This window comes from Delftia sp. PE138 (genome assembly GCF_018320755.1).
In the GTDB taxonomy this organism is placed as follows: domain Bacteria; phylum Pseudomonadota; class Gammaproteobacteria; order Burkholderiales; family Burkholderiaceae_C; genus Comamonas; species Comamonas tsuruhatensis.
Genome location: NZ_JABEPN010000002.1, coordinates 180,062 through 193,866, shown reverse-complemented (window position 1 = coordinate 193,866; position 13,805 = coordinate 180,062). Strand labels below are relative to the sequence as shown.

12 protein-coding genes are annotated in these 13,805 nt (G+C 65.5%); 8 read left to right on the top strand and 4 right to left on the bottom strand.

The annotated features are described in order from the left end of the window. Positions 1–33 precede the first annotated feature (33 nt). From HFGMBDPB_RS09795 to HFGMBDPB_RS09785, 3 genes are read right to left on the bottom strand one after another with little or no spacing between them, the layout of a single operon-like run. Entirely contained in the window at positions 34–813 is a 780-nt protein-coding gene (locus tag HFGMBDPB_RS09795) for an enoyl-CoA hydratase/isomerase family protein (protein WP_043791169.1), read from the bottom strand. Next, a complete protein-coding gene (locus tag HFGMBDPB_RS09790; protein ID WP_017404857.1) occupies positions 806–2,401 on the bottom strand; it encodes an acyl CoA:acetate/3-ketoacid CoA transferase in 1,596 nt (531 codons plus the stop codon). The genes HFGMBDPB_RS09795 and HFGMBDPB_RS09790 overlap by 8 nt, the downstream gene beginning before the upstream one ends. Then, positions 2,398–3,429, bottom strand: coding sequence for a Gfo/Idh/MocA family protein (locus HFGMBDPB_RS09785; protein ID WP_212645322.1), 1,032 nt, complete (start codon positions 3,427–3,429; stop codon positions 2,398–2,400). The genes HFGMBDPB_RS09790 and HFGMBDPB_RS09785 overlap by 4 nt, the downstream gene beginning before the upstream one ends. A gap of 110 nt (positions 3,430–3,539) precedes the next feature. On the opposite strand from HFGMBDPB_RS09785, the gene HFGMBDPB_RS09780 reads away from it, so the two are divergent. The 3 genes from HFGMBDPB_RS09780 to HFGMBDPB_RS09770 all read left to right on the top strand — a co-directional run bounded on the left by HFGMBDPB_RS09780 (position 3,540) and on the right by HFGMBDPB_RS09770 (position 6,877). After that, a complete protein-coding gene (locus HFGMBDPB_RS09780) occupies positions 3,540–4,556 on the top strand; it encodes a LacI family DNA-binding transcriptional regulator (RefSeq protein WP_016446309.1) in 1,017 nt (338 codons plus the stop codon). Positions 4,557–4,764: 208 nt separating this feature from the next. Then, on the top strand, positions 4,765–5,748 hold the full coding sequence (locus HFGMBDPB_RS09775; RefSeq protein ID WP_034366714.1) for a DUF1852 domain-containing protein: 984 nt from the start codon (positions 4,765–4,767) through the stop codon (positions 5,746–5,748). A 103-nt stretch (positions 5,749–5,851) separates the two neighbouring features. After that, the gene (locus HFGMBDPB_RS09770) at positions 5,852–6,877 is read left to right on the top strand and encodes a methionine synthase (RefSeq protein ID WP_017404854.1); all 1,026 of its coding nucleotides are present in this window, start codon (positions 5,852–5,854) and stop codon (positions 6,875–6,877) included. A gap of 168 nt (positions 6,878–7,045) precedes the next feature. Here HFGMBDPB_RS09770 and HFGMBDPB_RS09765 read toward each other — a convergent pair whose 3' ends face one another. After that, positions 7,046–7,483, bottom strand: a complete 438-nt coding sequence (locus HFGMBDPB_RS09765; RefSeq protein WP_016446312.1) for an acyl-CoA thioesterase — start codon at positions 7,481–7,483, stop codon at positions 7,046–7,048. 217 nt (positions 7,484–7,700) lie between these two features. On the opposite strand from HFGMBDPB_RS09765, the gene HFGMBDPB_RS09760 reads away from it, so the two are divergent. The 5 genes from HFGMBDPB_RS09760 to HFGMBDPB_RS09740 all read left to right on the top strand — a co-directional run bounded on the left by HFGMBDPB_RS09760 (position 7,701) and on the right by HFGMBDPB_RS09740 (position 13,785). Continuing rightward, positions 7,701–9,401: an electron transfer flavoprotein-ubiquinone oxidoreductase gene (locus HFGMBDPB_RS09760; protein WP_016451517.1), complete on the top strand. Its 1,701-nt coding sequence runs from the start codon at positions 7,701–7,703 to the stop codon at positions 9,399–9,401. A 404-nt stretch (positions 9,402–9,805) separates the two neighbouring features. Then, positions 9,806–10,777, top strand: a complete 972-nt coding sequence (locus tag HFGMBDPB_RS09755) for an ABC transporter substrate-binding protein (protein WP_016446314.1) — start codon at positions 9,806–9,808, stop codon at positions 10,775–10,777. A gap of 124 nt (positions 10,778–10,901) precedes the next feature. Beyond that, positions 10,902–11,786: an ABC transporter permease gene (locus HFGMBDPB_RS09750; protein WP_016446315.1), complete on the top strand. Its 885-nt coding sequence runs from the start codon at positions 10,902–10,904 to the stop codon at positions 11,784–11,786. Between the two features lie 169 nt (positions 11,787–11,955). Beyond that, entirely contained in the window at positions 11,956–12,750 is a 795-nt protein-coding gene (locus HFGMBDPB_RS09745) for an ABC transporter ATP-binding protein (protein ID WP_016446316.1), read from the top strand. A 102-nt stretch (positions 12,751–12,852) separates the two neighbouring features. Further along, positions 12,853–13,785, top strand: coding sequence for an ankyrin repeat domain-containing protein (locus HFGMBDPB_RS09740; protein WP_047216916.1), 933 nt, complete (start codon positions 12,853–12,855; stop codon positions 13,783–13,785). Positions 13,786–13,805: the final 20 nt, after the last annotated feature.

Here is a 13,805-nt window from a genome sequence, read left to right as displayed (position 1 = left end):
GGCAGGTCGGCAGGTCGGCAGGTCGGCGCAGATTCAGCGGCCCAGGTAGCGCGGCACGCGCTTTTCCTTGAAGCTGAGCAGGCCTTCGGCTGCATCGGCCGTGCTCGCGGCCAGGGCTGCGGCCATGGCTTCCAGCGCGGCGGGTGCGTCTTCGCCAGCGGCGGCATTGATCAGTTGCTTGGTCAGCTGCAGTGCCACGGGCGCCTGGCCTGCCATGTCGTGGGCCAACGCAGCAGCGCGCAGGCCCAGTTCGCTGGCCGGCACCCGTTCATGCACCAGCCCGCAGGCCAGCGCCTGATCGGCGGACAGCCGCACGCCGCCCAGGGCCAGGTACTTCGCGTGGCCGGGGCCGATCAGCCGCACCAGCCGCTGCGAGCCGGACCAGCCGGGACAGGTGGCGATCGATGCCTCTGGCAGCGCGAACTGCGCCGTATCGACGGCGATGCGCACATCGCTGGTGATGGCCAGCTCCAGCCCGCCGCCGAACGCATGGCCGTTGAGCGCCGCAATCACGGGCTGGCGCAGCCGCGCCCACCGGTCGAACACCTGGTGGCCACGGCGCACCCACTGCCGCCACATGTCCAGCGGCTGCAGCGCGGCCCAGGCATGGATGTCGGCGCCCGCGCAAAAGGCCCTGTCGCCACGGCCGGTCAGCACCACGGCACGGATGGCGCCATCGGCCTCGATCTCGCGCGCCATGTGCTCCAGTGCGTCGAGCATGCAGGGGGTCAGCGCGTTCAGCCGTGCGGGCCGGTCTATCGTGACCTGGGCCACGGGGCCCTGGCGCACCAGTTGAACCAGGGTCTCAGCCACGGCGGACCTCCCGGGCCTGCAGGGCCAGGCCAAAGGGCGCATCGTGGAACAGGCGCTCATCCATACGCCGCAGGTCGGGCGCCACCTGCAGCGCCATGCCGGCCTGCTCCAGCACATCGCGCTGCAGGTCCACGCCGGGCGCGATCTCGCGCACGACCAGGCCCTGGTCTTCGAGGTCGATGACGCAGCGCTCGGTCACATAGCGCACCCGCTGCCCGCGCTGGCGCCCGACCAGGCCGCTGAAGCTGATGTGCTCGGCCATGCCGACGAACTTGCGCGTGCCGCCCTCCTCGAGGATGTCCAGCCGCCCGTCTCCCACGCGCAGCCTGGCGCCGGCCGTGAAAAGTCCGCAGAAGACGATGCGCCGCGCATGGGCCGTGATATCCACAAAGCCGCCGCAGCCGGCCGTCAGATAGGGCCTGGCCCCCAGCCGCGAGACATTGACGCTGCCATCGCCATCCACCTGCAGGAAGGACAGCAGCGTCACATCGAAGCCCCCGCCCTGGAAATAGGTGAACTGCTGGGGCGAGGCCACGATGGCATCGGCATTGGCCGCGCAGCCAAAGGCAAAGCCCAGCAGCGGCATGCCGCCGACGGCGCCCTGCTCTATCACCCAGGTCACCTCGCCATGCAGGCCCTCCTCGAGCAGGATGCGCGGCACATTGGCCGCAATGCCAAAGCCCAGGTTGGCGGCATGCCCGTGCGCCAGCTCCATGGCGGCGCGGCGCGCAATCACCTTCTCGGGCCCCCAGGCCTGGGGCTCGAAGCCGGACAGCGGTTGCGCAACCTCCCCGCTGATGGCCGGGTCGTACACCGTCTGCGTGGTCTGCCACTGATCGGCATCGACCACCACATGGTCCACCAGATGGCAGGGGACGCGGACATCGTGCGGCCTCAGGTGGCCGGCCCTGACGATGCGCTTGACCTGGGCGATGACGATGCCGCCGTTGTTGCGTGCGGCCATCGCCTGCTCCAGCGCACCCAGCAGCGCGCCTTCGTGCTCATAGCCCAGGTTGCCGCGCTCATCGGCCGTGGTGGCGCGCAGGACGGTCACGTCGGGCGCCACAGCGGGAAAGAACAGCCAGTCGCGCCCGTCGAAATGCTGCAGGCGCACTACCGGATGGCGGCTGGCCGGCTCGTTCATCGCGCAGCCCTGCTGTGCGGGATCGACAAAGGTGCCCATGCCCGCCTGGGTCAGCACGCCCGGGCGCCGCGCAGCCGCCTCGCGGTGCATGTCGAACAGGATGCCGCTGGGGATGTTGTAGGCCTGGATCTGGTTGTCCACCACCATGCGCCAGATCGCAGGCATGGGCAGCGAGGACGGGCCGCTGGGATACGAGCCGGCCAGGACACGCGACAGCAGCCCGGGCCGGGCCAGATGGTCCATTCCCTTGATGCCGTACATATCGCCGGCCGCAATCGGGTGCAGCGTGGTCAGGTTGCGCGGAGCACCCTCGCGTTCGAAGCGCTCGCCAATGGCGGCCAGCACCTTGTCGGGGCAGCCCAGCCCGCTGGACGAGCTCACGCTGACGATGTCGCCGTCGCGCAGCAAGGCTGCAGCCTGTGCGGCGGTGATGTGCTTGCTCATGCGGCTGCCCCCCATTCCCGTGCAAGGGGATTGGCTATGGGCACGGCCCGGCCCGTGCGGCAGGCCTGGGCCATGGCCACCGCCGCCGCCAGCGAGCGCGCGCCATCCTCGCCGGTGGCGGCAGGCAGGCCTTCGCCACGCAGCGCGGCGCAGAACGTGGCCACCCCATGCGCGTAGAGACCGTGGTGCTCCACGGCAATGGACTGCTCGCCGGCCCCATTGCGCAGCAGCACCTCGCCGCCCGGCCGCTGCGTCATCACATCGCGCCCGATGAGCGAGCCCGAGGTGCCATGGATCTCGATGCCGGTTCCCGCATGCGCCACGGTGAATGCCGCATGCAGTTGCGCCAGCACGCCGTTGTCCAGCCGCAGCACGGCCATCACGCCGTCCGCCACGCCGTTGCGGGACAGCGGTCCTTGCTGCTCCAGCGCCACCGCCTCCACCGGCTCAGCCCCCAGGATGAAGCGCAGCGCATCCACGTCGTGCACGCCGATGTCGAGGATCACGCCACCGGCCTCGGGCCGCTCCAGCCGCCAGCCCTGCACAGAGGGCGGCAGTTCGATGGCGTGGAAGATGCGCGCAAACAGCGGCTGGCCCACGGCGCCATCGCGCACCAGCTCGCGCATCCTGCGGTGCGTTGCCGCGTTGCGCAGGTGGTGGTTGGTGCCCAGCACCACGCCTGCGGCCCGGCATGCCCTCACCATGTCCAGCGCCTGCTGCACGGTCAGCGCCAATGGCTTCTCGCACAGGACATGCTTGCCGGCCGCTGCCGCAGCAAGGGCCTGGGCGTGGCGCAATTCGTTGTCGGAGCTGACGTAGACCACCTGGACTGACGGGTCGGCCAGCATGGCGGGCACCGAGTCGTAGGCGCGGGCAATGCCCTGCTCGGCAGCAAACTGCGCCGCGCGCTTTGCACTGCGGCTGGCGACCGCCGCCACCGTGTGCCCGCGCTGCGCGCGGATGGCACCGATCATGTGATCGGCAGCAATGGTGCTGGCCCCTATCAATCCCCAACCGACCTCGCTCATGGTCTCCCTCCCTGTATTGATGATTTCTATTGGAACGTTCTAATTGATTATTGGAACGTTCCAAAAGAAGATCAAGCACAATCGCGCCGACCCAGGGAAAACACCGAACCATGATGAACAAGCCCCCTTCCGTGCGCGCCGTGACCATCCTTGACGTGGCGGCTGCGGCCCAGGTCTCCAAATCAACGGTGTCGCTGGTGCTCAAGGGCAGCCCCCTGATTCCGGCCGAAACATCGGAGCGCGTGCGTGCAGCGGCAGCGCAGCTCGGCTACGTCTACAACCGCCGCGCCGGAGAGCTGCGGCGCCAGTCGTCCAACATGGTCGGAGTCGTGATCAACGACCTGATGAACCCCTTCTTTGCCGAGGTGCTGGCGGGGCTGGAGCGCAGGCTGGCCGATGCCGGCTTCATCACGCTCATGGCCCACACCAGCGAAAGCCTGGAGCGCCAGCAAAAAGTGCTGACCACCATGCGCGAGCACAACGCGGCAGGCATTGCGCTGTGCCCGGCGCTGGACACGCCGGCCTCGCTGGCGCAGGACCTGCAGTCATGGGGCATTCCCCTGGTGGTCATGATCCGCACGCTGGGCGAGGGAAGCTACGACTTCGCAGGCGCCGACAACGCCCACGGCGTGATGGCGGCCACGCGCCACCTGCTGGCGGCCGGGCATCGCCGCATCGGTTTTCTGGGAGGGCTGGACGGCCTGATGCTGGAGCAGCGCCTGAGCGGCTGCAGGGCCGCCTTTGCCGATGCGGGCCTGGCTTTCGATGAAGACCTGGTTTTCTCCGCCAGCCCCACGCGCACGGGAGGGCATGACGCCATGCGCAGCCTGCTGGCCGCGCAGCCAGCCATCAAGGCGGCCATCTGCTACAACGATCTGGTGGCCTTTGGCGCACTGTCTGCCCTGGACGAAAACGGACTGCGCGCAGGCAAAGACTTCGCGCTCATGGGCTTCGACAACGTGTTCGATGCCGCGCATTCCCATCCCCCCCTGAGCACGGTGGACGTGCGCCCCGCCGAGCTTGGCGAACAGGCTGCCACCTTGCTGCTGGCACGCATGGCCCATCCGGGCCAGCCCCGCCAGCAGTTGTTGGCCAGGCCCAAGCTGGTGCTGCGCCAGTCAGCCTGAAGACCGCGGCGCGGTCGGAACTGGCCCGGATACCGACTGGCTCCACCGCGCTGAGCGGGATGCGCTCTGGCCTGCCGGCTTTTGATGAACCAGGCTCATGGTTTCATGAGATAAGACCACTTTACTTCATCGATTGCCGTCCATAACATCCGCACCTATTGCTTGCCCGCAGTTTTCGGCAAGGGCATGAATCAGGTCGCAGATCACAATGAACCAAGAACTCAGCTTCCATCTCAAGCGCATTCGTTTCGATGAAGACTATCAACCATCGGACAGCACGCGAATTACCACCAACTTTGCCAATCTGGCCCGTGGCGATTGCCGGCAGCAGAACCTGCGCAACACGCTGAGGATGATTGACAACCGCTTCAACGACCTGGCCCACTGGGACAATCCCACGGGAGATCGCTACTCGGTGGAGCTCGAGATCATCTCGGTCGAAATGGGAATTGGCGCCAGAAACGGCCTTGGTGCGTTTCCGTTGATCGAGATATTGAAGACCAGCATCCTCGACAAGAAGAACCACAAGCGCATAGACGGCATCGCAGGGAACAATTTCTCCTCCTACGTGCGCGACTACGATTTCAGCGTTGTGCTTGCGCAGTACAACGCCAACCGATCCGAATTCGGCACCCCCGATGATTTTGGCGACTTGCATGGAAAGCTGTTCAGGCAATTTTCCAGTTCAGGCACCTACAGGCAGCACTTCGACAAGCCGCCCGTCATCTGTATCAGCGTGTCCACCAGCAAGACCTACCAGCGCACCGGAAACCGGCACCCCATACTGGGCATCGAGTATCGGCAGAGCGAGTTCTCCTCGACCGACCGGTATTTCGAGAAGATGGGAATGCAGGTTCGCTTCTTCATGCCTCCAAATGGCGTTGCGCCACTGGCCTTCTACTTTCACGGCGACCTGCTGAACGACTATACGAATATCGAGCTGATCGGCACGATCAGCACCATGGAGACCTTCCAGAAGATTTATCGCCCCGAAATCTACAACGCGAATTCTGCAGCCGGGATGCTCTATCAACCCAGCCTGAAGAATCACGATTACTCGTCGACGCAGATTGTCTATGACCGGGAAGAGCGCAGCCAGTTGGCTGTCAAGCAGGGCAAGTTTGCAGAGCAGCACTTCATCAAGCCGTACAAGAATGTGCTTGAGCAATGGGCTGCCGATTTCGCCCTGTAGCATCCGCCGCCATGCCTGCCATGGCACCCAATCCGTGGCGGGCCGGGAAAACCGTCCCGGAGCACGCCCGCCATACCCCTGTTTGATTTGAAGGAATTCCCAGATGTTCGAAACCTCGATCGCCGGCAGCCTGCCCAAGCCCGCCTGGCTGGCTGAAACCAACAAGCTCTGGCCCCAGTGGAAGGCCGAAGGCGATGCGCTTCGCCAGGCCAAGGCCGATGCAACCCTTCTGTGGATCAAGGCCCAGGAAGACGCAGGCCTGGACATCGTGTGCGACGGCGAGCAGTCACGCCAGCACTTCGTGCACGGCTTCCTGGAGCAGGTCGAGGGCATCGACTTCGAGAACAAGGTGAAGATGGGCATCCGCGACAACCGCTACGACGCGATGGTGCCGCAGGTGGTGTCGGCCCTGCGCCTGAAGGGCCGCGTGCATGCCTTCGAGGCGCAACTGGCACGCGCGCACACCAGGAAGAAGCTGAAGTTCACGCTGCCCGGCCCCATGACCATCGTCGACACCGTGGCGGACCGCTTCTATGGCGACAGGGTGAAGATGGCCTTCGCCTTCGCCGAGCTGCTCAACCAGGAGGCCCTGGCGCTGCAGGCCGACGGCGTGGACATCATCCAGTTCGACGAGCCCGCCTTCAACGTCTACATGAAGGACGCCGCCGACTGGGGCGTGCAGGCGCTGGAACGTGCGGCGCAGGGCCTGACCTGCACGACGGCCGTGCATATCTGCTACGGCTACGGGATCAAGGCCAATACGGACTGGAAAAGCACCCTGGGCGATGAATGGCGCCAGTACGAGACGGTGTTCCCCGCGCTGGCCAAGAGCCGCATCGACCAGGTGAGCCTGGAGTGCATCCACTCCCACGTGCCGCCCGACCTGATGAGGCTGCTGGCCGGCAAGGACGTGATGGTCGGCGTGATCGACGTGGCCAGCGACGTGGTGGAGACCCCCGAAGAGGTGGCCGACACCATCGGCCGGGCGCTGGAGTTCGTGCCGAAGGAGCGGCTGTTCCCCTGCACGAACTGCGGCCTCGCACCCATGGGCCGCGACGTGGCGTGGCGCAAGCTGCAAGCGCTGGCAGAAGGCACGCGGCTGGCAAAGGAGCGGTTGGCCGCTGCGTAAGTCGCGCCCGGCCGCCACGCCGGGCTACCCAGGGCTGCGATGGATCTGCAATGCGGCAGAACAAAATCCCCAGCGCACCCTGCATCAAAGGGCTTGTTCGTCCGGACCGGGCCAGCCCCGCCAGCCATTGCTGGCTACACGTCGGCTGGTACAGCGGGCGAGCCTGAGTCAACCTGGGCCAGCCGTGCCGCCCACCATCTCCCGCACCCAGCCCGGCAGCTCGACGGCCTTCTGCCTGGGAAAGTCCACCCAGATGACGGTGCCGCCACCGGCCGCGCAGATCACGCCGGGTTCGGAGACGCGTTCCATGGTTCCCCAGGTCTCGAAGGTGGTGCGGCCGGGGTCGCTGACGTACATCTTGAGCAGCACTTCGTCGGGATAGGCCAGCTGCTGGTGGAAGTTGCAGAACGCATTGACGATGACCGGCCCCTGCCCGCCCGGCGTAGGCGCCATGCCCGCTTCAACCATCCAGTCGATGCGTGCAGTCTCCAGATAGCGGAAGTACATGGCGTTGTTGACATGGCCCATGGCGTCCATGTCGCCCCAGCGCACTTTGAATCGCATCTCGTGAACCCATTTTTTATATTCTGGAATCTCTATGCGCATGCCTGCAGTCTCCTTGTTGTAGCGCCACCGCAAGGCACCATGCCCCGCAGCCCCCGGTCACTGTGCAGCAGGGCGGATTCCCGCGCTGTCACCTATCAGCAACGGCAGGGTCCAAGCACGTCATAGAATCCACCGCATTGCGGCTTTTGCGCTGCAACCGAACAAACGTTCGGTCTGCCGACCATCCTGTTTTTCAATATCCAAGCGAGACACCCCGATGACGAACGAAGAAATCCTGGCCCAGTACGGGCCGCGCGAAGCCATGGAATACGACGTGGTGGTGGTCGGCGGCGGCCCCGGCGGGCTGGCCACGGCCATCCGCCTCAAGCAGCTGGCGGCCGAAAAAGGCCAGGATGTCTCCGTCGTCGTGCTGGAAAAGGGGTCGGAACCCGGTGCCCACATCCTGTCGGGCGCCATCATGGACCCGCGTGCGCTGACCGAGCTGATCCCTGACTGGAAGGAAAAGGGCGCGCCCCTGACCCAGCCCGTCACCGATGACGCCATGATTTTCCTGGGCGAGAAATCCGCCCTGCGCACGCCCAACTTCCTGCTGCCAGCCTGCTTCCAGAACCATGGCAACTACATCGTTCGCCTGGGCTACGTGGTCAAGTGGCTGGGCGAGCAGGCCGAGGCACTGGGCGTTGAAATCTTCCCGGGCTTTGCCGCTGCCGAAGTGCTCTACAACGAGGACGGTTCGGTCAAGGGCGTGGCCACCGGCAACATGGGCATCGGCAAGGACGGCGAGCCCACGGGCGAGTTCCAGCTGGGCATGGAGCTGCACGCCAAGTACACGATCTTTGCCGAAGGCTCACGCGGCCATCTGGGCAAGCAGATCATCGCCAAGTACCAGCTGGACGCCGGCAAGGACCCGCAAAGCTACGGCCTGGGCATCAAGGAGCTGTGGGAAATCGACCCGGCACGCCACAAGCCCGGCTTCGTGATGCACACGGCCGGCTGGCCCATGGACAGCAAGACCTACGGCGGCGCCTTCCTCTACCACCTGGACGACAACAAGGTCACGCTGGGCTTCATCACGGGCCTGGACTATGCCAACCCCTACCTGAGCCCCTTCGAGGAATTCCAGCGCTGGAAGACCCATCCCAACATCCGCTACTACCTGGAAGGCGACGAGTCCAAGGGCATCAAGCCGGCCAAGCGCCTGGGCTACGGCGCGCGCGCCATCACGGCCGGCGGCCTGCTGTCCCTGCCCAAGTTCGTGTTCCCGGGCGGCGCGCTCGTGGGCTGCGACGCAGGTTTCCTGAACGTCAGCCGCATCAAGGGCAGCCATGCCGCCATCAAGACCGGCATGCTGGCCGCCGAGGCCGCCTATGACGCCATCGTCGCGGGCCGCCAGGGCGACGAGCTGGGCGCCTATGTCCAGGCCTTCGAGAACAGCTGGCTGTACGAAGAGCTGAACAAGTCGCGCAACTTCAAGGCCTGGTTCAAGAAGGGCCTGACCACGGCCACGCTGATGAACGGCATCGAGCAGTTCGTGCTGAAGGGCAACATCCCCTGGACGCTGCACCGCGACAAGCCCGACCACGCCTACCTGAAGCCTGCGGCCGAGTGCAAGCCCATCGACTATCCCAAGCCCGATGGCAAGCTGACCTTCGACCGACTGTCCAGCGTCTTCATCAGCAACACCAACCACGCCGAAGACCAGCCCGCCCACCTGACGCTCAAGGACGCCTCGGTGCCCGTGGCCATCAACCTGGCCAAGTACGCAGGCCCCGAGCAGCGCTACTGCCCGGCCGGCGTCTATGAGTTCGTGGACGATACGGCCCAGGGCGGCAAGCGCCTGCAGATCAACGCCCAGAACTGCGTGCACTGCAAGACCTGCGACATCAAGGACCCCACGCAGAACATCGTCTGGGTCACGCCCGAAGGCGGCGGAGGGCCGAACTACGCGGGCATGTGATCCGCGCGCCACACCGTCCCTTCCCTGAAGCCTGCCCAAGCCTGCTTGTGCAGGCTTTTTCTTTGAGCCTCGTCAAAGCAACATCGGTGCAGAAAGCATAGAAGGCCATCCGAAATGCCATCGCACGCAATAAAAATGCACGGCAAAGCCAAAAACAGGCCCTTGAAGACGCAAACCTGCATCGCCAAACCTGTCCAAGACGCATGAAAAAGTTGCACCTAGGGCATTCCCCGCAGATTTCATGCCAATTTTTAGATACAAACCTATAGGTGAAAACCGGGTCGTCCAAACGCCAAGGCGTACAGGGCGGCTGCAGTAGACTTTGCCGCGAAGCGCCGCGACCGTCCTGTGCGGCCTTCTGCTGAGCAAACAGGAACAACCACAAGCACGTTGGAGATACACGTATGAAGCACTTGTCTTGGGCGCCCCTGGGCGCGCTGGCCCTGGCAATTTCCGCCATTGCGGGCGGCGCCCACGCCGCTGACGAGAAGTCGGTCGCAGTGACCGCCATCGTCGAGCATCCTGCACTCGACGCCGTGCGCGACGGCGTGCAGGCCGCGCTCAAGGAAGCAGGCTACGAAGCCGGCAAGAACCTCAAGTGGCAGTACCAGAGTGCCCAGGGCAACACCGGCACGGCCGCGCAGATCGCTCGCAAGTTCGTGGGCGACAAGCCTGATGCCATCGTCGCCATCGCCACGCCCTCGGCCCAGGCCGTGGTCGCCGCCACCAAGACCGTGCCCGTGGTGTTCTCCGCCGTGACCGACCCCGTGGCCGCCAAGCTGGTGCCCAGCTGGGAGCCTTCCAAGAACAACGTGACCGGCGTGTCCGACCTGCTGGCCCTGGACAAGCAGATGGAGCTGGTCAAGCAGGTCGTGCCCAACGCCAAGCGCGTGGGCATGGTCTACAACCCCGGCGAGGCCAACTCCGCCGTGGTCGTCAAGGAACTCAAGACCCTGCTGCCCAAGCTGGGCATGACCCTGGTGGAAGCCGCCGCTCCCCGCTCCGTGGACGTCAGCAGCGCTGCGCGCAGCCTGGTCGGCAAGGTCGATGTGATCTATACCAACACCGACAACAACGTGGTCTCGGCCTACGAGTCGCTGGTCAAGGTCGGCCAGGACGCCAAGATCCCGCTGGTGGCCTCGGACACCGACTCCGTCAAGCGCGGCGCCGTGGCGGCCCTGGGCATCAACTACCGCGATCTGGGCGAGCAGACCGGCCGCATGGTGGTGCGCATCCTCAAGGGCGAGAAGCCCGGCGACCTCAAGACCGAAGTCAGCACCAAGATGGAGCTGTTCGTGAATCCGGGCGCCGCCGAGAAGCAAGGCGTGAAGCTGTCCGACGCACTGGTCAAGTCGGCCGCCCAGGTGATCAAGTAATACCCGGGGTTTGCCTGCCCGGGACCAACCCGGGCAGTGCGCCCACGGTGGCAGGCGCCATGGCAACATGGCCCTGCCCTTTTTTTAAGTCGTTTTCCGTTCCCACGCGCCTGTCGCTCTTCCTATGTCCCTCTTTTCATTGCTCGGTGCCGTCGAGATCGGCCTGATCTTCAGCCTGGTGGCGCTGGGCGTCTTCATCTCGTTCAGACTGCTGCGCTTTCCCGACCTCACGGTGGACGGCAGCTTTCCGCTGGGCGGCGCCGTCTGCGCCATCCTGATTTCCACGGGCACCAATCCCTGGCTGGCCACGCTGGCCGGCACGGCCGCTGGCGCCGTCGCGGGCCTGATCACGGGCTGGCTCAATGTGCGCCTGAAGATCATGGACCTGCTGGCCTCCATCCTGATGATGATCGGCCTGTATTCGGTCAACCTGCGCATCATGGGCGGCCCCAACGTGCCGCTGATCAACGAGACCACGCTGTTCACCCTGCTGCAGCCCGACAGCGTGGCCGACTATGTGATGCGCCCGCTGATCCTGTTCGTCATCGTCGTGCTGGCCAAGCTGGGCCTGGACTGGTTCTTCGCCACCGAGCGGGGCCTGGCCATCCGCGCCACGGGCTCCAACGCCCGCATGGCACGCTCGCAGGGCGTGAACACCGGCGCCATGATCCTGCTGGGCATGGCGATCTCCAACGGCCTGGTCGGCCTGGCCGGCGCGCTGTTCGTGCAGACCCAGGGCGGCTCGGACATTTCCATGGGCATCGGCACCATCGTCATCGGCCTGGCTGCCGTGATCGTGGGCGAGTCCATCCTGCCCTCGCGCCGTATCGTCTGGGCCACGCTGGCCGTGGTGGTGGGCGCCATCGTGTACCGCTTCTTCATTGCAGCGGCCCTCAACAGCGATTTCATCGGCCTCAAGGCCCAGGATCTGAACCTTGTCACCGCGCTGCTGGTGACCGTCGCCCTGGTGATCCCCCAACTGAAGCGCAAATTTGCGCAAAGGAAATGACACCCCCTGAGCGGCTATGCCGCTTCCCCCTCTCTACTCGCTGCGCGAGGGAGGGGAACGACGCCATCGCTGCGGGGCGGCCCTTGCTCGGCGTCCCTGAGTTTGGACCGCGTCAGTTCAAGCACCACGCCTTGAGCGACTGAACGAAGAAATACCGGAGATTGCACTCATGCTGAGCGCACAACAACTCGAAATCACCTTCAACCCCGGCACGCCCATCGAAACGCGGGCGCTGCGCGGCATGTCGCTGGACATTCCCGACGGCCAGTTCGTCACCGTCATCGGCTCCAACGGCGCCGGCAAGTCCACCTTCCTGAACGCCGTCTCGGGCGACCTGTCCGTGGACAAGGGCCGCATCGAGATCGCCGGCCAGGACATGACGCGCCTGCCCGTGTGGGCACGTTCCGAACGCGTGGCCCGCGTCTTCCAGGACCCCATGGCGGGCACCTGCGAGGACCTGACCATCGAGGAAAACATGGCCCTGGCCCAGCGCCGCGGCACCTTCCGCCGCCTGAGCCGCGCCGTCAAGGCCGAGATGCGCGACAACTTCCGCGAGCGCCTGTCCATCCTGGGCCTGGGCCTGGAAAACCGCCTGACCGACCGCATCGGCCTGCTGTCGGGCGGCCAGCGCCAGGCCGTGAGCCTGCTGATGGCGGCGCTGCAGCCTTCGCGCATCCTGCTGCTGGACGAGCACACCGCCGCGCTCGACCCGCGCACGGCCGACTTCGTGCTGCAGCTGACGGCGCGCATCGTCTCCGAGGCCAAGCTCACCACCATGATGGTCACCCACAGCATGCGCCAGGCGCTGGACGTGGGCGAGCGCACGGTGATGCTGCACCAGGGCCAGGTGGTGCTCGACGTCAGCGGCGAGGAACGCGCCCGCATGGACGTGCCCGACCTGCTGCAAATGTTCGAGAAGGTGCGCGGCGAAAAGCTGGCAGACGACGCGCTGCTGCTGGGCTGAGCTGAACTGGGCTGAAACAGCCCGCATAAGATAAAAGGGCGCTGCGGCGCCCTTTTTCACGGCCCCTGCCCTGGCCTTTTGACTTCAGAAAGCCGATCCCCCATGTCCCATCTCCTTTTCAAGGCCGCAAGTGCCGGTGATGTCGCGGCAATCGATGCCCAGCTGGCCCGCGGCGCAGACATAGATTGGCGCCACAAGGGAACCGGCAGGACGGCACTGATCGAGGCCAGCATCCAGCGGCAGCCGCAGGCCGTGGCCGCCCTGCTGCGCCACGGAGCATCGCTCAACCTGCAATGCAAGGCGCTTGGAAGCACGGCATTGGCCTGGGCGGCGAGCCTGGGCGATGCGGCCATCGCTGCAATGCTGCTCTCGCACAATGCCGACATCGAAATCGCCTCGCCCGAGCTGGGCCGCACGGCACTGATGAGCGCCGCGCAGGCCGGCCATACGGAACTGGTGGCCTTGCTTCTGGAGGCAGGTGCCGATCCCGCACCGCTGGATTTCCGCCAGGAAAACGCCTGGGCGCTGGCCCGGGCCAAGGGACATACGCAGGTCATGGCACTGCTGGAGAGGTCTGGCAGCGCCAGCCCGCCGCCGCCTGTAGCACCGCAGGCTCAGGATTGGCCAGAGACACCACCGGGCACCGAAACGCAGACGCCTGAACGAGTGGTTCGCGCCTACATCCTGGCCATGGAAGCCTGGGAACGCAAAGGCGCCGCCAGGCACGCAGCATCCGCATCCGCGCCTGAGTTCTGGGCAGAGCAACTGGACATCGTGGCCAAGTACTGCACCTCCAAGCCGCGCGCCTACGCCCACAGCTCTTTTGGCACACCCACCCACCACTCCGCGCAAGACCTGCTGCTGTCGGTGACCCAGCAATCCGCATCGAGAATGGAACTCATCGTTCTTCGCGCCAACGAGTCCATGGCATACGAACACCGTTTCTCCGTACATCGCAAGGCGGGACAGTGGCGCATCGACAGCCTGGCGCGCCGCCTGCACGGAACGCAGAAGTGGGAGCGCGACATTCTCTAGCTGGCCGGCCATCCCGGCGA